The following is a 19,025-nucleotide window of genomic DNA, read 5'->3' as shown; positions in this document are numbered from 1 at the left end:
TGATCTGTTGCGTGACTACTGCTGTGTACTCTTTCAACTTGGGCCTCGCTAGGTGCGCGCAAGCAGCCAGCGGCCACCGTCACGCTGGCCCAGTCTGGAAGAACACGATCGGACACTGGCGAAGACGGAAAGCGAAGCGCCGGAGCGTTGCGACGAATCTCAGGGTATAGGGAGATTTTCTGAACTTCATCGTAGGGGGGCGACGCGGGCAAGACCGTGCGCTAGCGTACATAGCTGGCGCTTTGGCGACATGTCGGCCAAGAAATTAGGAGGCTGGCAGGTATAAAAATGCCGTAAGGAAACGAATGAATTGCCCCGCACCAATGATGATACGGGGCAAGATTTCAAGGATGAAACTTTATCTCGGCTCAGGCCGCAATATCCAGCGCGCGGCGCGGCGCGTCCGCCATCGCCATGCCGCCGCTGAGTTGCCACGCCGCGCCATGACCCAGACGGCGCAGGCAGGCCGCGGCGCGCGCGCTGCGGTTGCCGCTGCGGCAGAAAAACACCAGCGGACACTGTGGCTCCCGCAGCCACGCGCCGACCTGTCCCGCCAGGCGGCTCAGCGGTACGCTGTGCACGGCGCAGCCCTCGAACACGGTTCCGGCGCAAGCCGCATGTTCATACGCCTCGCGCACGTCGACGAGGATGGCGTCCGGATGCTGGCGCAGAAAGGCCGGCAAGCCAGCCGCGTCCAGTTGCAGTTCGGCGGCGGGAGTCACGCCATCGCGCACGGCGCGCACGGTACTGCAGACGCTGTTGTCATCGCTTGAGGCACACAGCACGGTGTCCGGCGTCACGAGGCCGGCCTCCAGCAGGGCCGCAATGGCGTGCGGCGCCAGTGCGCCGACAAAGGCGAAGCGCTGCTCCAGCAGGTACACATGGGTGTCGCCGCACTCGATGCGGCGCAGGCGCTGCTGGCCCAGCGGCAGTTCGCCATCGATATCGACGCGGCCCACTTGCTCGATCTCCAGTTCCTGCAGCAGCGCCAGGCGCGCGGCGCCATGGTCGCCAGGGGCCGTCGTGTGCACGATGGCGCGCAGGGCCAGGTGCTGGCAGCGGATGAAGGCGGCCAGGCGCGGCACGAGCGCGGCGGCAGGATCGATGACGACGCAACTGGCGCTGGTGGCGTCGCTGAGCAGCCAGGTGCACTGGCCGTCGACGCTCAGCTGGATTATGCCGTCCTGCGCGCCGTCCTGCGGCGATGGCGCCAGCGCCGACGGCAGCAGACAGCTGCTGCGCAGCGCTTCGCCGCAGTGCTCGATGCGCGCGCAGGCGGCGCTAACCGTCGCCGCATCGATCAGCGGGCCGAACGACAAGCGGATGGCGGAACTCGCGCGCCATTGCGGCACGTGCATCGCTTCCAGCACATAGCTGGGCAGCGCCTTGGCGGCGGAACAGGCGCTGCCCGAGCTGACGCGCACGCGCGCCGCGTCGAACAGGTCCAGCAGCTCTTTCGAGGACAGGCCCGGCACGGAAAAATTGAGCGTCGTCGGCAGCGACAGGTTCAACGGCATATTGAACACGATGCCGGGGAAAGCACGTTCCAGGCTGGCCACCAGCTGCTCGCGGAAAGCGCCCAGGTCGGCGTGGCTGCGGAAGGTCTTGCCATCGTCCAGCGCGGCCAGCACGGCGCCCAGCGCGGCGATGCCAGCCATGTTTTCCGTGCCCGAGCGCAGGCCCGCTTCCTGGCCGCCGCCCATCATCAGTGGTGTAAACGGCGCGCCGGCGCGCACGTACAGCATGCCGATGCCCTTAGGCGCATACAGCTTGTGGCCGGAAAACGGCGCGTAATCGATGCGCGTGGCGGCCAGGTTCAGTTTCAGCTTGCCCAGCGCCTGCACGCAATCAACCATCCAGTAGGCATCGGCACCGCGTTCCTGCAGCAGCTGCGCGATGGCCGACAAATCGCTGATGACGCCCGTTTCATTGTTGGCCGCCATCGTGCACAGCATGGCCGTGTCGCCGATCAGCGCATCGAGCGCCTGCAAGTCGTGGCGCCCCTGCGCATCGACGGGCAGCTTGCGCACTTCCAGGTTCAGGCCCAAGAGCCGGTTCCAGTGCGCCAGGCTTTCCGGCACGGCCTTGTGCTCGGTCGCGCCATACAGCAGCAAGCTGCCGATGTGCTTGCCCGCGTCGCGCCGTTCGCGCAGCGCACACAGGGCCGACAGCACCGCCGTCTGGATGCCCTCGGTGGCGCCGCTATTGAACATCAGACGGCCGTCGCCCACGCCCAGCAGGCCGCCGGCGCGCCGGCGCACGCCATCCATCATGGCCTTGGCCTGCAATCCCGTGGCGTGGGTGCTGCTGGGATTGCCATAGCCCTGCTCCATCGCTTGCCGGGCGGCGGCAACGGCGGCAGGCAGCACGCAAGTGGTGGCGTTGCTGTCGAGGTAAATTTCTTTCATGATGGCAGTCCGAGTATTGGATAAAAAGGGCGCAGTTAAAAGGGCACCGCACAAGCGGCTGGAACACATCGATAGTTTACCGGCCCACCCCCGTGAAGATATGCCAAAAGACACTGCAAACACGGTACTATGCAGCATGTTCATGCCATAAAAACCGGAATACCAAAATGAATTCACCAAACGTCTCGCTCGACAAATTCGACTGCGCCATCCTCGCCGCCCTGCAGCAGGACGGTACCCTGTCGATCGCCTCCCTCAGCGAGAAAATAGGGTTGTCCAGCACGCCGTGCTGGAAACGCGTGAAACGGCTGGAGGAAGAGGGGTATATCGAAAGCCGCGTGGCCATCGTCAACCGGCAAAAAGTGGGGCTGCCCGTGACCGTCTTCGTCAGCGTGCGCACGGGCCAGCATGACGAAAAATGGCTGCGCCGCTTCGCCGCCGCCGTGATCGTCTTGCCCGAGGTACAGGAATTTCACCGCATGAGCGGCGACATCGACTATCTGCTGAAAGTCGTCACCACCGATATCAAGGGATATGACACCTTCTATAAAAAGCTCATCAAGGCCGTGCAGCTGACGGGCGTGTCGTCCGCTTTTTCCATGGAACAAATCAAGTGCAGCACGGAATTGCCGCTGGAATTGATCGCCCACGGCTTACCTGCCTGAACGTTTTTCCACCCCGTGCCGGTGTACATGAAAAGCACGCATGTTAACACCTTACAATCGTTGCCACACAGCAACACAACCACATTAAATACGGCATACCTCCACTATATTGCCCTTATCCGTCGCTATACTGCGCACTTGCCCGTGCCTTTCTAGCAACCTCTGCCGGTCGCGCGGGCCCATTCCCAGGGTCGTCCATGCATCTGCTTCGCCACCTCTCCATTCAAAAGAAACTGATGTTCAGCATGGGTTTGTGCCTGCTGCTTTTCATGGGCATTTCATCGTTCCTCAGCGTGCGCATGAGCAGCGATTACGTGCGCGAGCGCGTCGTCGGCCAGGAACTGCCGGCCCAGGTGGGAGAAATCCGCAACGATGTGCTGCGCCAGATCAGCCAACCGTTATCGGTGGTGCAAACGATGGCCAATGATGTCTTTCTGCAGGACTGGGAAGACGCGGACCTGGCGGACAGCGGCTTGGCCACTTTTCAGCGCTACGCGAAGATGATCAAGGAAAAAAACAAGGCGGCCGTCGTCAGCTGGAGTTCGCAAACTGCGTCCCGGTACATGACCGATGCGGGCCTGATCCGCACGCTGGACAAGCAACAGCCAGCCGATCACTGGTTTTTCAGCATGCTCGACGAAAACAAACAGCACACGATCAATCTGGACCGCGATCCAGCCTCGGGCAGCTTCATGCTGTTCCTGAATGCGCGGGGCCAGACGGCCGGTGGCAAGGCCGTCATTGCAGGCATGGGCTTGAGCGTCGACGCCATGGCCGAGACCATCCGCAGCTACAAGGTCGGCCAGACCGGCCATGTCTACCTGGTGCGTGCCGATGGCAGCCTGCTGATCCACCGCGACCCGGCCTTGGCCGACGGCAAGCATCAGGTGAAGGACTTGCCCGGCTTCAATGAAGCACTGAGCAAGACTCTGCTGACAGGCAACAAATACACGTATGCCAGCTATGCGGCGCCCAGCGGCAAGCAGCTTGTGGCCGCCTCATTCGTGCCGGAATTGAATTTGTACGTGATGGCCGAAGTGCCGGAAGCGGAAGTGCTGGGCAATGTCACGCGCTCGGCCCTACTTGCCGCCCTGATCGCCGGACTGGTCGGTGGCGGCATCGCCCTGCTCATCATTTATGTCATCAGCCGCGCCATCGCCGCCCCCGTCGCACGGGCGGCCGACATGCTCAGCGAGATTGCCAGCGGGAACGGCGACCTGAGCCGCCGCATGCCCGTCGAATCGGAAGACGAGGTCGGTGCGCTGGCCGCCGCCTTCAACCGTTTCGTTGCGTCGCTGAACGTGACGATACGCGAAGTTCGCGACAGTACCGAGGCCATTGCCGGTGCATCGAGCCAGATCGCGTCTGGCAACCTGGACCTGTCGGCGCGTACGGAAGCCCAGGCATCGAGCCTGGAAGAAACGGCGGCGGCCATGGAAGAACTGACGTCGACCGTGAAACAGAACGCGGACAACGCGCGTCAAGCGAATCAGCTGGTGGTGTCAGCCTCGAGCCACGCCGTCAAGGGGGGCGAGGTGGTCGGTCAAGTAGTGCAGACGATGAGCGAGATTACGGAAAGTTCGCGCAAGATCGCGGACATTATCGGCGTGATCGACGGCATTGCCTTTCAAACCAATATTCTCGCCCTGAACGCGGCGGTCGAGGCGGCCCGCGCGGGAGAGCAGGGCCGCGGCTTTGCCGTGGTAGCCACAGAAGTGCGCAACCTGGCACAACGGTCAAGCCAGGCGGCCAAGGAAATCAAGGACTTGATCGTCGACTCGGGCAGCAAGGTGGAAGCCGGCAGCAAGCTGGTCGACTCGGCCGGCGCCACCATGCAGGACATCGTCGTCTCTGTTCAAAGAGTCGCCGACCTGATGGGAGAAATCGCCTCAGCCAGCCAGGAGCAGAGCCAGGGCATCGCGCAAGTCAATGCCACGGTCACGCAGATGGATGACGCAACCCAGCAAAATGCGGCACTCGTGGAAGAAGCGGCGGCCGCCGCGCAATCCTTGCAGGATCAGGCCGGCAAACTGGCGCTGGTGGTCAGCGTATTCACACTGGACGAGTCAGGCCACGCTGCCGCACCGCGCCCGGCGCCAGCGGCCCCTGGCAAGCCAGCCCGGCCCATGGTCAGGCTTGCGGCCAAACCTGCGGCGCCGGCCAAGCCCGCCCCTGCCCCCAGTCGCAAGGCAGCGGCCGGCACTGAGTGGGAAGAATTCTAAGGCAATTAAATGGCAGGCGACTTGACGCTGGCCGCTTGCTTGAAGAAATCATAAATGCCGCTCTCGCTCATGCGGCGCGCGTTCGCCAGTTCGCCGCCCTTGGTGGCGTACAGCACCTGGTTGTTGTCGCTCGATACGAGCACGGCGGCCGGAATGCCTTTCTTGAGCGGATTGCCATAGGCTTGCGCCACATCCAGGTTATGGTCGAAGTTACCCACGTCAACCTTGACGACCTTGAACTGCTGTTCCATCAGCTCGGCGTTCTTGCCTTCCTTCAATGCCTTGTCGAGCGCACGGCAATCTTCGCACCAGTTAGCGCCAAAGATCAGCAAGACAGGCACGTGCGCCGCCTTGGCCTCGGCCAGCGCGCGGGCCACGTCGGCCTTGGCGTCGGCCGCCGCGTTGTAGGGCAGATGCGGCGTGGCGACCGGGTTGGCCGGTGTGGGGGCGGCGGCAATGGCGGTACCGGCAAGCAGCAGGCTGGCAAAGAGAAGGGAAACGAAACGGGAAAGGCGCATGCGGGGCTCCTGTGAAATCGTGAAGCCAGCTGAACAGCTGCCAGCGGGCGTGATTGTCTAGAATATGCCTGCTTGTAGGAAATATCCACCATTTAATTGCACTGTGCTTATGCGGAAAACATATAAGCACGTATCAGAGCACCACCCAGGAGAAGCCGCTTGAGCATGCCAGATACCCTGCCCCCAACACTGTCCGGTGCCGCGCGCATGCTGCGCAGCGGCTATCCCGGCGGCATGCCAGACACGGCGTATTTCGCCGTGCTGGCCCTGCTATATGAACACTTTTCCGACCGTAACCTGGCCGAGCTGATGGCCGCCGTCACGGGCAAAGATGCGGCGACGGTCCTCAATGACATCTATGCCTGCGCCAGCAGCAAGCCGGCGCCGTCCACCATCGCAGCCGCCAGGGCGCTGCTGACGCGGCACGGCTTGCAGGCCGTCTGCGCCGACGATTAGTACCCGCAGGCAGCGAAATGGAACGCATGGGATAATATCGGGCTCACACAGAGCAACGCGGCCCGAACGCGCCCTCCCCATGACGACTTCTTTCCTGGCACGCTGGTTGCCACAACCGAACAACGGTAGCCGCCGCGAACAATTGCGCGCCTGCGCGGGCGCCATCTGCGGCTTGCTGCTGACGGGCCTGATCTGCCATTTTCTGCTGGCTCCCGACAGCGCCAGCGTCTACCTGATCGCGCCCATGGGCGCCTCGGCCGTACTGCTGTTCTGCCTGCCGGCCAGCCCGCTGGCGCAACCGTGGTCCGTGGTGGGCGGCAATGTCGTCTCCGGCCTTGTCGGCATGGCCTGCGTCAAATGGTTCGGATCCAGCGTGGGCGTGGCGGCGCTGGCCGCCTGCCTGGCCATCGGCGCCATGTTTGCCCTGCGCTGTCTGCATCCGCCGGGCGGCGCCGTGGCGCTCACCACCGTCATCGGCGGCGCCAGCGTGCATGCGGCCGGCTTTGAATTCGTCTTCATCACCGTGCTGTTCAATTCCGCCGTGCTGGTCGCTTGCGCCGTGCTGTACAACAACCTGACGGGACGCCGCTACCCGCACGTCCAGCAACTGGTGGCGCCGCATCCGCACGCCACCAGGGATGACGTGCCCAGCAACCGCCTGGGCTTTTCACCGGATGACCTCGATGCCGTCTTGCGCCAGCACAGTGAAGTGCTCGACATCAGCCGCGACGATTTGCAGGCGATCTTCCTGCAAACGGAAATGCGCGCCTACCAGCGCCGCTTCGGCGTCGTCACCTGTGCCGACATCATGTCGAAGGATGTGCTCAGCGTGGAGTTCGGCACGCCGCTCGATGTTGCCTGGCGCACCATGCGCGAGCACGATGTAGGCGCCCTGCCCGTTGTCAACCGGGCGCGCCGCGTTATCGGCATCATCACGCAGACGGATTTCCTGCGCCATGGCGGCCTCGACGATTACCAGGGCATGCGCCAGCGCCTGCGCGGCTTGCTGCAGCGCAGCGGCCTGTCCCACAGCGACAAGCCGGAGGTGGTGGGACAGCTGATGACGGCGTCGCCGCATACGGCCCGCCTGGGCACGCCCATCATCGACCTCGTGCCCCTGATGGCCGACGCCGGCTATCACCACATTCCCGTCCTCGACGATGAACAGCGCCTGGCCGGCATCATCAGCCAGTCCGACCTGATGGCGGCCCTGTACGAAAGCCGCTTTGCCGAGGCCGCCGCATGATGCCCTTCCAGGCACTGCTGAGCGGCCCCGAGGGCGGCCCGGCGGGCACGCCCGTCAGCGCGCATTTTTTCGGCAGCCAGCTGGCCATCGATGCGCCCGGCCATGAAGTCGATGTGGCGCAGCTGGTCGTCAGCGTGGGCGGTGTCGATGGACCGGAACTGTTCCTGAACTGGCTCGACGGCCAAGGCCGGCAAGCGTCGCTCAAGCCGCTGACAGCGGACGACATCGCCATCGTATTAAAAGAAGCACCGGCGGCGCTGCAGCCGCAATTGCAGCGCCTGTGGGGCGAACGCCAGCGCAACCGGCGGCAAGTGTCGGGCTGGCTGGCCGGTTTGACGGGCGCGGCCATCGTCGCGGCGGCCCTGCTGTGGTGGCAAGGTGGCAACGCCATCGGCGCGCTGGCGGGACTGATACCGTTGTCGACAGAGAAGCAGCTGGGCGAAACTTCCCTGGCGCAAGTGCGCGCGCAAGGCGGCATCACCGAAAATGGTGCGGCGCAGCAGACGGTGCAGGACATCGGCGGCAAGCTGACGGCCGGTTCCCGCTACCAGTACCGCTGGCTGGTCAAGCAGGACGACACGGTCAACGCGTTTGCCATGCCGGGCGGCATCATCGTCGTGCATACGGGCTTGCTGCGCCAGGCGGGGGATCCGGGCGAACTGGCTGGCGTGCTCGCGCATGAAGTGCAGCACGTGGAGCAGCGCCATTCGCTGCGGCAAATGATCAGCAGCCTGGGCTGGGGCGCCCTGGTGGGCCTGACCATCGGCGATATCAGCGCCGTGGCCGCCATGCTGGCGCACCAGGCCGGTACCCTGTATTTCAGCCGCGACATGGAAGAGGAGGCGGATCGTCTGGGTTTGCTTGCCTTGCAGCGCGCGCAAATCCGTCCCGACGGCATGTTGCGCTTTTTCCAGAAGCTCGATGACAAGGAGCAGGCCAAGGTGCCCCGGATGGATGGATTTCCTCACACCCGCAAACGGCGGCGCGCGCGCAACAGCTCCGCAGCCTGATCGCCGCCACGCCCTGCCCCGCCTGCCTGCCCTTGACCAGCAGCCACTGGCAAGCCATGAAAGCGGCCCTGCCGCCTACGGCAAAATAGCAACGTTTCTCCCGCACAATTTATCCAAGCACGCTGGGCAATGGCGTATGCTTACGCCCCGGCTGCTCCTTCGCGACCGGCCACCCCGACCCGCAACGCCTCCGTTCATTCCCTCCTTACAAAGGACATCGCGCATGAAGCATCGTTTTGCCGCCGGCACCCTCGGCACCCTGGCCATTTCCCTGTTGCTCGCCCATGCGCCCATGGCGCAAGCGGCCCAGCCTGCTGCCCAGGCGGCCGCTGCACCAGCCGTCAGTGCGCCCAAGGCGAAGCAGCAGCTGCAAGTGCTGGCCGACCAGTACTACGATGCGCTGGCCCGTTTCGAGCCGATCAACGCCACCGAGAGCGGCGACAACCGTTTTGACGACCAGATCGGTTCAGCTATCGTGCCCGCCGCGCGCGCCAAACAATTTGCGCTGTACCGCCAGTACCAAAAGACCCTGCGCAGCATTGCCCGCGCGCAGCTGTCGCACCAGGACCAGATCAACTACGATATCCTCGACTATGAACTGGCGACGGCCCTGAGCTTCGAGCGCTTCCCCGAATACCTGCTGCCACTCAACCAGATGGACAGCATGCCCGTCACCCTGGCCAATTATGCGGGCGGCGAAGCATCGCAGCCTTTGACCACGGTCAAGGAGTATGACGCTTACCTGAGCCGTATCAGCCAGTTGCCGGGCTGGATAGACCAGGCCATCGCCAACATGCAAGTCGGCATGCAAAAGGGCATCGTGCTGCCGAAGGCGCTGACGGAATCGGCCCTGCCGCAATTCAAGAAGCTCGTCAGCGCCACGCCGCAGGACAGCGTGTATTACACGCCCATCAAGAACTTGCCCGCCGGCTTTTCGGCGGCCGACAAGGCACGCCTGACGCAAACCTACACCGCCATCATCGCAACCAAGCTGATGCCGGCCCTGCAGCGCCTGGCCACCTTCATGGAACGCGATTACCTGCCGGCCAGCCGCACGAGCAGCGGCTGGAGCGCCCTGCCCGATGGCGCCGCCTGGTACCAGGCGCGCGTGGCCGGCAGTACCACCACGGACTTGAAGCCGGAGCAGATCCATGCCATCGGCTTGCGCGAAGTGGCGCGCATCCAGGAACAATATGCGATCGTCGGCCCGAAGATGGGCTACAACGGCCCGGCCGCCGGCTTGCCCGTTTGGGTGTCGCAGCAGGAGAAATTCCGCCCGTTCAAGACGGAACAGGAAGTGCTCGACGTCTACCGCCAGCTGAACGTGCTGCTCGACAGCAAATTGCCCGCCCTGTTCACCCTGGTGCCGAAAGCGCCGCTGGACTTGCGCCTGGAACCTGAACTGAGCCGCGACACGGCCGCCGACCACTACACGGCACCGCACCGGGCCGCCGACGGTTCGCGCCCTGGCGTATTCTGGTCCGTCGTCACGGATCCGAAACTGTATGGCGATACGGGCATGACCACCCTGTTCCTGCACGAAGGCAAGCCGGGCCACCATTTCCACCTGGCGCTGGTGCAAGAGATGGCTTTGCCAAACTTCCGCCGTTTCGGCGGCAACAATGCCTTCACGGAAGGCTGGGCCCTGTATGCGGAAACGCTGGGCAAGGAAATGGGCCTGTTCGACGATCCGGCCCAGTATTTCGGCCATTTGAACGACGAGATGCTGCGCGCCGTGCGCCTGGTGGTCGACACGGGCTTGCACACCAAGGGCTGGACGCGCGAGCAGACCATCAAGTACATGCGCGACACCCTCGGCTATGACGCCGTGGCGAAAAGCGAAACGGAACGCTACATGGCGTGGCCAGGCCAGGCCCTGGGCTACAAGATCGGCTCGCTGAAAATCGTCGAACTGCGCCAGCGCGCCCAGCAGGCGTTGGGGGCGACAAGTTCAGCTTGCCGAAATTCCACGAAGTGGTACTCGGCGACGGCACCCTGCCCCTGAAACTGCTGGAAGCCAAGGTCGATCGCTGGATCGCGCAGCAGAAGTAAACGGCGGCGCCTGAAAACAAAACGGCAGCTCCTGAACGGGCTGCCGTTTTTTTTGCCGCTGGCGTTGCCGGCTACACCAGCAGCGCCGCGCTCATCGACCGCACTTCCTCAGCCGATTCGGCCAGGATGCTTTGCAAGGTCTCGTTATCGATAATGAAATCGATGACGGAATCGGAGGGCGTGAGCATTTCCACGTATGTCGCCTGCAACGGCGACGGTACGGGCGACAATTGCTTGGCCAACAACAAGGTATCGAGCAGGGAATCGGGCGGGATGGACAGCAAGCCATCGCGCAAGCCTTCGATGGCTTCGCTGACGGCTTGCGGAATCAGCAGCTTCTTCATGACTTCGCGCGAAATGATTTCCTCGGCCGATTCCATCCAGTGATCGGCATCGTCATCGAGCAAACCGGGAAACTCATCGGCGCGCGACAAAAGATAAAAACCACCCACCTCATGCACGATACCGGCAAACAGCGCCGTATCGGCATCGATGTGCGTCACGCGGCGGGCAAGTACGTGCGCCAGCGCCGCCACGTGGGCAGTGTGCTCCCACAGCTGCGTCGCCTTCTGGCGCAGGATGGGATCGATGATCTTGCTGCCGAACTGGCGCACCACCATGGCCGCCACCAGCGCGTACAGGTTACGGTAACCCATGCGCATGACGGCCGCGCGCACGCTGGTCACGGGCGCCGCATCGCCGCGGCTGTACACGGCCGAATTGGCCAAGGCCACGGTGCGCGCCGCCAGCAGGGGCTCGGCCAGTACCAGTTTGATCGCGTGGTCGATATGGCAGTCCGGCTCCGCCAATGCCAATTGCAATTGCAGCGCGGAATTAACACTCGTGGGGAAGCTTAATTCTCCCCGCACTGCCTGGGAAACAATTAAACCGAAAGCCTGCAGTTTATTCATCATACGATCAATCCGCCTCAGATATTTTTCTAGCCATCAATTTCATGTATCTGAAATCGAATGCCAGACCCGGCCTTTAGAATATAGATGGCATGCCATTCGCCTGCATTGAAGAATCTGGCAATGCCAGCGCATGCAATAGCGATTCATCACCGATGACAAACAACTTCGGCTGCTGTAATACCTGCAGCAGAAATGGCTGGCCTTCCCGCAACCGCCGGCGATAATCGGCCAGCGTATAGAGATTGGGATTGATTTTACGCCTTAAGGTTCGCTCGGCCGGGGCCAATCCCGTTAACAGGTCGCCATAGTTGGCTTCTTCGCCCACCAGCAACAAATCGATGGCGCTGCCAGGCAGGTCCTGTCCCTTCGCCGTGGCGCCCGACACGAATGCCAGGTGCAACTGGGCGCGCAAGGGCGCCAGGGTGCCACTGAGGACGCCGACGATGCCAAAGGTTTTCTGCACCAGTCCGCTCAACTCCGGATACACGAGGCTTTCCTTGTTGGGCCAGAAGCGCCGCACATTGCCGATCCGCTCCGACGTGATCAGGCCGGACTCATGCAGCCGGCGCAGTTCCCGCTGCGCCGACGCGCTGCCCAGCCCCGTCAAGCGCATGATCTCGTTCAAGTGAAAGCCTTCATTCACGCGGACAAAGAGCAAGCCCAGCAGTTTCTGCTGGGCGGGAGTAAACAGGGCTTGGGCTATCATGCGCCAGATCTTAGCATGAATAAACTGATAATTAGCGTTGTACGTCCATGGCGGGTATTTGCGCAACACGTGTGCGGCCGCGGACCCGTGCGGGCCATGCCGGCTGTAGCCGGCATGGCAGGACAGGCCACGGCACGATTCGCAATGGTGCCGATGAGGGAGGTCAATGTGAGTGCTTACTACAAGGTGGACAAGGCAACAGTAAAATACGCGGGAAAGAATGAATGTATTTGAATATATTCGACAATAACGGTATCCAGATGCCCGATGGATTAACTATATATACCTTGATTCATTTTAATTTTTTCCTGCAAACCGATCATAATCAAATCAAGTCCCGCATTAAAACGATCGTCGATTTCCGCATTAAAAATGGCATCCATAGAAGCGAGAACGTGTGGATAACGGTCGGCCGCCATGGCGGCGAAATCGGCACGCCGGTTCGATAAGGCATTCATGGCAGCGCTTCCCGGTCCCGTGCCTTGCGCTTCCATGACAAACCCGAGCACATAATATAGCAGCGTAAATGCGCTCCAGCTGGCCAGTTTCTCCGATGCCCCAGCTGCACGCATGGGGCCGATTAAAGCTTCGGCGACGCGAAACACGTTTTCCGATATCACATAGGTGCCGCCAAAGACGCGCACACCATCGCGGCGGGCGGATAAAGCCGCGCGCATTTGCGCCGCCACCTGGCGCAGCCGCGATTCCCAGCCAGCATCCCCATCGACGTTCCTTGCCACGTCTTCGATCAGCACGTCGGCCATGCCATCGAGCAAAGCCTGCTTGTTCGCAAAATGCCAGTACAACGAAGCGGCCTTGATGCTCATCGCGTCGGCCAGGCGACGCATGGTCAAGCCCTCGATACCCACTTCGTCCAGCAGCTCGAGCGCCCTGGCCACCACGGCGTCGCGTTGAATTTTCATTTCTTTTTCCTTGAAACTCTAACGCCGTTAGTTTACCATTTTACACAGACTAACAACGTTAGATTGAGAGTGACATGCACAATAGCGATATCGAAGTCATCATCGTGGGAGCCGGCCCCGTCGGCCTGACCCTGGCCTGCGAATTGCGCCTGGCCGGCATCCGCGTGGCCGTCCTGGAGCGGCGGCCGCAACGCAGCGCGCATTCGCGCGCGCTGACCATCCATGGACGCACCTTGGAAATGCTGGGCTTGCGGGGTCTGGACCGGCGCTTTGTCGCGCTGGGCACGTCCTTTTCCAGCGGCCATTATGCGGGCCTCGATACCCGGCTCGACTTTTCCGGCTTCGACACGCCCCATCCCTACACCTTGTTCCTGCCACAAAGCACGACGGAGCGCCTGCTGGAAGAGCAATTGCTGGAAGATGGCGTGGCGATTGTTCGCGGCGCGCTCGTTGAGCAGACACAGCAGGATGCTGATGGCGTCACGGTGGCCGGCACGCTCGACGGCGCCCCGTTTTGCCTGCGTGCCCGTTACCTGGTCGGCGCCGATGGCGGTCGCAGCCTCGTGCGCCAGCAGGCGGGCATCGCCTTCGACGGCGTCGCGGCCACCTGCAGCATGCTCATGGGCGATGTACAGCTGCGTCATCCGCCCGCCTCACCCATGCTGTCTCTGACGAACGCAGCGGGCAGCCTGATGATCGTGCCGCTGGGGCATGGCCGCCACCGCGTCATCGCCATGAATGCGCGCCATCCCCAAGCCGTGGCAGCGGAACCGGCCACCATGGAGGAATTGTCGCAGGCCAGCACGGCCATCGCGGACTACGATTTCGGCCTGCATGACGCCAGTTGGTTGTCGCGCTTCAGCGACGAAACACGGCTGGCGCGGCGCTACCGCCAGGGCCGCATCTTCCTGGCCGGCGATGCCGCCCACATCCACATGCCGGCTGGTGGCCAGGGCATGAACGTGGGTATGCAGGACGCGATGAACCTGGGCTGGAAGCTGGCAGGCGTACTCAAGGGCTATGCACCGGACAGCCTGCTCGACAGCTACCATGCGGAGCGCCATCCCGTTGGCGTGTCCTTGCAGCACAATACGCTCGCGCAAACAGCCATGCTGACGCGTTTTGACGAACGCACCCTGGCCCTGCGCGCCAGCATCAGCGACATGCTGGCGCAGCCGGACGTGAACCGTTCGCTGGCCAGCGAGTTGTCCGGCTTTGGCGTGCGCTATCCCGTCCCGCTGGCCTCTGACGCCAGCACCGGCAACGCAGACTGGAGCGGCCAGCGCGTGCCCGACTGGCTGCTGCGCCTGGCCGACGGCACGGCCGTCGGTATCCATGAACTGCTGCACGCAGGAAAATGGCTGCAGCTGGCCGTTGGCGATGTCGCCCACGCGGCACAGCCGTATCGTTTCGATGTGGCCTGGCTTACTTCGTTGACGATCAAACCCGGCTGCCCGCAACTGGCCGGCATCAAAAGCCTGCTGATCCGGCCCGACGGCTACGCGGACCACGCGGTCTGATTGACTTATCTCAAGACAAAAAAAAAAAACGGCACCCGAAGGTGCCGTTTTTGTCAGCTGGCAGCGTAGATTACGCTTCGTCGCCGTGGTGTTGCTGGGTCTCGATATCCTGCAGCGCTTCGGCAGCTTCGCCGGCCATCGAGGCTTTCTCGGCCAGCAGCAGTGCTTGACGCTCTTCCACTTCCCACGCTTCTTTCTCTTTGCGTGCGCGGTGGAAGGCCAGGCCCGTACCGCCAGGAATCAGGCGGCCGACGATGACGTTCTCTTTCAGGCCGCGCAGACCATCGCGCTTGCCCATGATCGCCGCTTCGGTCAGTACGCGGGTGGTTTCCTGAACGATGCGGCCGAGATGAACGAATCGGTCGACAGCGATGCCTTGGTAATACCCAGCAAGACGTTCTCGTAGGTCGCAGGAATCTTGTTCTCCGACGTTACGCGATCGTTCTCGTCCAGCAGTTCCGAACGCTCTACCTGCTCGCCAACGATGTAGTTGGTGTCGCCGGCATTGACGATCTGCACGCGGCGCAGCATCTGGCGCACGATTACTTCGATGTGCTTGTCATTGATCTTCACGCCTTGCAGACGGTACACGTCCTGCACTTCGTCGACGATGTAACGTGCCAGCGCTTCGATACCCAGCAGGCGCAGGATGTCTTGCGGATCGGCCGGGCCGTCCACGATCATCTCGCCCTTGTTCACGACCTGGCCGTCATGCACCAGCACTTGTTTGTCCTTGGTGATCAAGAACTCATGCTTGTTGCCGTCCATGTCCGTGATTTCCAGACGCTGCTTGCCCTTGGTTTCTTTACCGAACGCAACCGTACCCGTGACTTCCGCCAGCATACCGGCATCTTTCGGCGAGCGCGCCTCGAACAGTTCAGCAACGCGTGGCAGACCACCGGTAATATCGCGCGTTTTTTGCGATTCGGTCGGGATACGTGCCAGCACTTCACCCACCGATACCTGTTGACCGTCCTTGACCATGATCAACGCGCCGACCTGGAAGCCGATCGCCACCGAGTGTTCGGTGCCGGCGATCTTGACTTCTTCGTTCGCGTCGTTGATCAGCTTGACTTGCGGACGCAGGGTCTTGGTCAGCGAACCGCGACGTTTCGCATCGATCGCCACCAAGGTGGACAGACCAGTCACTTCGTCGACCTGACGGGCCACGGTGACGCCTTCTTCGACGTTCTCGAAACGCACTTGACCGGCGTATTCGGTAATGATCGGACGGGTCAGCGGATCCCACGTTGCCAGGGCCGTACCGGCCTTGATGACCATGCCGTCCTTGACGATCAGGGTCGCGCCGTACGGTACTTTATGACGCTCACACGCTCACGGCCATGGTCGTCGGTGATCAGCACTTCGCCGGAACGGGAAATGACGATTTGCGCGCCCTTGCCGTTCGTCACGTAACGCATGGTTGCCGTGAAGCGGATGGTACCGTTCGACTTGGCTTCCACCGACGATGCCACTGCCGCACGCGATGCCGCACCACCAATGTGGAACGTACGCATGGTCAGCTGGGTACCCGGTTCACCAATCGACTGCGCTGCCACCACACCGACGGCTTCGCCCGCGTTGACCAGCATGCCGCGGCCCAGGTCGCGGCCATAGCACTTGGCGCACAGGCCGAAGCGCGTGTCGCAAGTCAGTGGCGTGCGGACCTTGACTTCATCGATGGACAGACGCTCGATCTCTTCGACCATGTCTTCATCCATCAGGGTGCCGGCGTCATACAGGGTTTCCTGGGTTTCAGGGTTGACGACGTCATGCACCACGACGCGGCCGAGGATACGGTCGCGCAACGGTTCGATGACTTCACCACCTTCGACAGGGCCTTCATGACGGTACCGTTCATGGTGCCGCAATCGTCCTCGATCACCACCAAGTCTTGCGTCACGTCGACCAGACGACGCGTCAGGTAACCGGAGTTCGCCGTTTTCAGCGCCGTATCGGCCAGACCTTTACGCGCACCGTGGGTCGAAATGAAGTACTGCAACACGTTCAGACCTTCGCGGAAGTTCGCGGTAATCGGCGTTTCGATAATCGAACCATCCGGTTTCGCCATCAGACCACGCATACCGGCCAACTGGCGAATCTGGGCTGCGGAACCGCGCGCGCCGGAGTCGGCCATCATGTAAATGGCGTTGAACGATTCTTGCGTCGACTGGGTGCCGTCGCGGCGCACTACGTCTTCGACTTTCAGCTGGTCCATCATGGCCTTGCCGACTTCATCCGAGGTCTTGCCCCAGATATCGACGACCTTGTTGTAACGCTCGCCGGCGGTCACGAGACCCGAGGCGTATTGCTGTTCGATCTGCTTGACTTCCGATTCGGCCGTCGCGATCAGGGTGACTTTTTGCGGCGGTACCAGCATGTCGTCGACACAGATCGAGATACCGGCGCGTGTCGCCAGGCGGAAACCCGATTGCATCAGTTTGTCTGCAAACACCACGGTGGCGCGCAGGCCGCACTTGCGGAACGACGTGTTGATCAGCTTGGAAATTTCTTTCTTTTTCAGCGCGCGGTTCAGGACGGAGAACGGCAGGCCTTTCGGCAGAATTTCCGACAGGATCGCACGGCCGATCGTCGTTTCGTAACGCGTTACCGTTTTCTCGAATTCGCCCGTTTCGGCGTTTTTCGGGTATTCGGTAATACGCACGGTGACGCGGGTCGTCAGTTCGACTTCCTTGTTATCGTAGGCGCGGATCACTTCCGACACGTCAGGGAACATCATCCCTTCGTTCTTCGCATTGATCGCTTCGCGGGTCGCGTAGTACAGACCCAGCACGATATCCTGGGAAGGCACGATCGATGGTTCGCCGTTCGATGGGAACAGGATGTTGTTCGATGCCAGCATCAGGGTGCGTGCTTCCATCTGCGCTTCGATCGACAGAGGAACGTGGACCGCCATTTGGTCACCGTCAAAGTCGGCGTTGAATGCGGCGCAGACGAGCGGGTGCAGCTGGATGGCCTTGCCTTCAATCAGGACTGGCTCGAACGCCTGGATACCCAGACGGTGCAAGGTCGGTGCGCGGTTCAACATGATCGGATGTTCACGGATCACGTCTTCCAGGATGTCCCATACGACCGGTTCCTGGATCTCGACCAGCTTTTTCGCTGCCTTGATCGTGGTTGCCAGACCCATCAGTTCCAGTTTATTGAAAATGAATGGCTTGAACAGTTCCAGCGCCATCAGTTTCGGCAAGCCGCACTGATGCAGTTTCAATTGTGGGCCCACGACGATGACCGAACGACCGGAGTAATCGACGCGTTTGCCCAGCAAGTTCTGACGGAAACGGCCGCCCTTGCCCTTGATCATCTCGGCCAAGGACTTCAGCGGACGCTTGTTGGCGCCGGTCATCGCTTTGCCGCGACGGCCGTTGTCCAGCAGCGAATCGACCGCTTCTTGCAGCATGCGCTTTTCGTTGCGCGTGATGATCTCTGGAGCGCGCAGCTCCATCAGGCGTTTCAGACGGTTGTTACGGTTGATGACGCGGCGATACAGATCGTTCAGATCCGAGGTCGCGAAACGGCCACCGTCCAGCGGTACCAGCGGACGCAGTTCCGGCGGCAGCACTGGCAGCACTTCCATGATCATCCAGTCAGGCTTGATGCCCGAACGTTGGAACGCTTCCAGCACTTTCAGGCGTTTGGCGTATTTCTTGATCTTGGCTTCGGATTTCGATTCCTTCAGTTCCACGCGCAGAGTTTCGGCATCGCGGTGGATGTCGATCGAGCGCAGCAGTTCACGGATACCTTCGGCGCCCATGAAGGCGGTAAAGTCGTCGCCGTACTCTTCGTACTTGGCGGCGTAGTCGTCTTCCGACATGATCTGGCACTTCTTCAGCGGGGTCATGCCTGGATCGGTCACGACGTATGCTTCAAAGTACAGCACGCGTTCGATGTCCCGCAGGGTCATGTCCAGGACCATGCCCAGACGCGACGGCAGCGACTTCAGGAACCAGATGTGCGCGGTAGGCGAAGCCAGTTCGATGTGGCCCATGCGCTCGCGGCGCACCTTGGCCAAGGTGACTTCGACGCCGCACTTTTCGCAGATCACGCCGCGGTGTTTCAGGCGCTTGTACTTGCCGCACAGGCATTCGTAATCCTTGATCGGGCCAAAGATCTTGGCGCAGAACAGGCCGTCGCGCTCAGGCTTGAAGGTACGGTAGTTGATGGTTTCCGGCTTCTTGACTTCGCCGTAGGACCACGAACGGATTTTCTCAGGCGAAGCGAGACCGATCTTGATTGCATCGAAGGTCTCGTTGGTCTGTACTTGCTTGAATAGATCGAGCAGTGCTTTCATGTATCACTCCAGAGGTGATTATTAAATTTCTATATTCCTGAGACTACATTGCCCGGCGTGGTTTCCCAGCCGG

General features: G+C 61.8%; 11 protein-coding genes and 2 pseudogenes. 7 read left to right on the top strand and 6 right to left on the bottom strand.

The genetic code is table 11. From position 1 onward, the window contains the following. Positions 1–368: 368 nt before the first annotated feature. Entirely contained in the window at positions 369–2,408 is a 2,040-nt protein-coding gene (locus ACQVLG_RS09610) for an aminotransferase class V-fold PLP-dependent enzyme (protein ID WP_474294204.1), read from the bottom strand. A 167-nt stretch (positions 2,409–2,575) separates the two neighbouring features. On the opposite strand from ACQVLG_RS09610, the gene ACQVLG_RS09605 reads away from it, so the two are divergent. Next, the gene (locus ACQVLG_RS09605; protein ID WP_230542345.1) at positions 2,576–3,073 is read left to right on the top strand and encodes an Lrp/AsnC family transcriptional regulator; all 498 of its coding nucleotides are present in this window, start codon (positions 2,576–2,578) and stop codon (positions 3,071–3,073) included. Between the two features lie 197 nt (positions 3,074–3,270). After that, entirely contained in the window at positions 3,271–5,295 is a 2,025-nt protein-coding gene (locus tag ACQVLG_RS09600) for a methyl-accepting chemotaxis protein (RefSeq protein WP_474294202.1), read from the top strand. A gap of 5 nt (positions 5,296–5,300) precedes the next feature. On the opposite strand, the gene ACQVLG_RS09595 is transcribed toward ACQVLG_RS09600, so the two are convergent. Beyond that, a complete protein-coding gene (locus ACQVLG_RS09595; protein WP_474294200.1) occupies positions 5,301–5,813 on the bottom strand; it encodes a thioredoxin family protein in 513 nt (170 codons plus the stop codon). Positions 5,814–5,978: 165 nt separating this feature from the next. Between ACQVLG_RS09595 and ACQVLG_RS09590 the strand changes: the two genes are divergently transcribed. From ACQVLG_RS09590 to ACQVLG_RS09575, 4 genes and pseudogenes are all read left to right on the top strand, one after another. After that, positions 5,979–6,269: a DUF3349 domain-containing protein gene (locus ACQVLG_RS09590; RefSeq protein WP_474295595.1), complete on the top strand. Its 291-nt coding sequence runs from the start codon at positions 5,979–5,981 to the stop codon at positions 6,267–6,269. Positions 6,270–6,348: 79 nt separating this feature from the next. Beyond that, positions 6,349–7,515, top strand: a complete 1,167-nt coding sequence (locus ACQVLG_RS09585) for an HPP family protein (protein ID WP_474294198.1) — start codon at positions 6,349–6,351, stop codon at positions 7,513–7,515. After that, positions 7,512–8,525: a M48 family metallopeptidase gene (locus tag ACQVLG_RS09580; protein WP_474294196.1), complete on the top strand. Its 1,014-nt coding sequence runs from the start codon at positions 7,512–7,514 to the stop codon at positions 8,523–8,525. The genes ACQVLG_RS09585 and ACQVLG_RS09580 overlap by 4 nt, the downstream gene beginning before the upstream one ends. 223 nt (positions 8,526–8,748) lie before the next feature. Continuing rightward, positions 8,749–10,577: pseudogene (locus ACQVLG_RS09575) on the top strand (DUF885 domain-containing protein). Between the two features lie 71 nt (positions 10,578–10,648). On the opposite strand, the gene ACQVLG_RS09570 reads toward ACQVLG_RS09575, so the two are convergent. The 3 genes from ACQVLG_RS09570 to ACQVLG_RS09560 all read right to left on the bottom strand — a co-directional run bounded on the left by ACQVLG_RS09570 (position 10,649) and on the right by ACQVLG_RS09560 (position 13,120). After that, positions 10,649–11,488 (bottom strand): HDOD domain-containing protein, encoded by an 840-nt coding sequence (locus ACQVLG_RS09570; RefSeq protein WP_230542357.1) that lies wholly within the window; start codon positions 11,486–11,488, stop codon positions 10,649–10,651. A gap of 76 nt (positions 11,489–11,564) precedes the next feature. Then, on the bottom strand, positions 11,565–12,266 hold the full coding sequence (locus tag ACQVLG_RS09565) for an ArsR family transcriptional regulator (RefSeq protein WP_230542351.1): 702 nt from the start codon (positions 12,264–12,266) through the stop codon (positions 11,565–11,567). A gap of 203 nt (positions 12,267–12,469) precedes the next feature. After that, positions 12,470–13,120 (bottom strand): TetR/AcrR family transcriptional regulator C-terminal domain-containing protein, encoded by a 651-nt coding sequence (locus tag ACQVLG_RS09560; protein ID WP_268994090.1) that lies wholly within the window; start codon positions 13,118–13,120, stop codon positions 12,470–12,472. Positions 13,121–13,194: 74 nt separating this feature from the next. Between ACQVLG_RS09560 and ACQVLG_RS09555 the strand changes: the two genes are divergently transcribed. Continuing rightward, positions 13,195–14,640 carry an FAD-dependent oxidoreductase gene (locus ACQVLG_RS09555; RefSeq protein ID WP_474294193.1) on the top strand — a complete coding sequence of 482 codons (1,446 nt, stop codon included), beginning with the start codon at positions 13,195–13,197 and terminating at the stop codon, positions 14,638–14,640. A gap of 70 nt (positions 14,641–14,710) precedes the next feature. On the opposite strand, the pseudogene rpoC reads toward ACQVLG_RS09555, so the two are convergent. Next, positions 14,711–18,952, bottom strand: a pseudogene (gene rpoC, locus ACQVLG_RS09550) (DNA-directed RNA polymerase subunit beta'). Positions 18,953–19,025 lie beyond the last annotated feature (73 nt).

The sequence above is a fragment of the Janthinobacterium sp. TPC_1 genome, assembly GCF_056037845.1.
Note: the sequence above shows the minus strand (reverse complement) of the source record. Positions and strands in the feature narration are given on the sequence as shown.

Coding starts and splice junctions, on each gene's coding strand:
- ACQVLG_RS09610 (WP_474294204.1), bottom strand. CDS start 2,408: ATGAAAGAAATTTACCTCGACAGCAACGCCACCACTTGCGTGCTGCCT.
- ACQVLG_RS09605 (WP_230542345.1), top strand. CDS start 2,576: ATGAATTCACCAAACGTCTCGCTCGACAAATTCGACTGCGCCATCCTC.
- ACQVLG_RS09600 (WP_474294202.1), top strand. CDS start 3,271: ATGCATCTGCTTCGCCACCTCTCCATTCAAAAGAAACTGATGTTCAGC.
- ACQVLG_RS09595 (WP_474294200.1), bottom strand. CDS start 5,813: ATGCGCCTTTCCCGTTTCGTTTCCCTTCTCTTTGCCAGCCTGCTGCTT.
- ACQVLG_RS09590 (WP_474295595.1), top strand. CDS start 5,979: ATGCCAGATACCCTGCCCCCAACACTGTCCGGTGCCGCGCGCATGCTG.
- ACQVLG_RS09585 (WP_474294198.1), top strand. CDS start 6,349: ATGACGACTTCTTTCCTGGCACGCTGGTTGCCACAACCGAACAACGGT.
- ACQVLG_RS09580 (WP_474294196.1), top strand. CDS start 7,512: ATGATGCCCTTCCAGGCACTGCTGAGCGGCCCCGAGGGCGGCCCGGCG.
- ACQVLG_RS09570 (WP_230542357.1), bottom strand. CDS start 11,488: ATGAATAAACTGCAGGCTTTCGGTTTAATTGTTTCCCAGGCAGTGCGG.
- ACQVLG_RS09560 (WP_268994090.1), bottom strand. CDS start 13,120: ATGAAAATTCAACGCGACGCCGTGGTGGCCAGGGCGCTCGAGCTGCTG.
- ACQVLG_RS09555 (WP_474294193.1), top strand. CDS start 13,195: ATGCACAATAGCGATATCGAAGTCATCATCGTGGGAGCCGGCCCCGTC.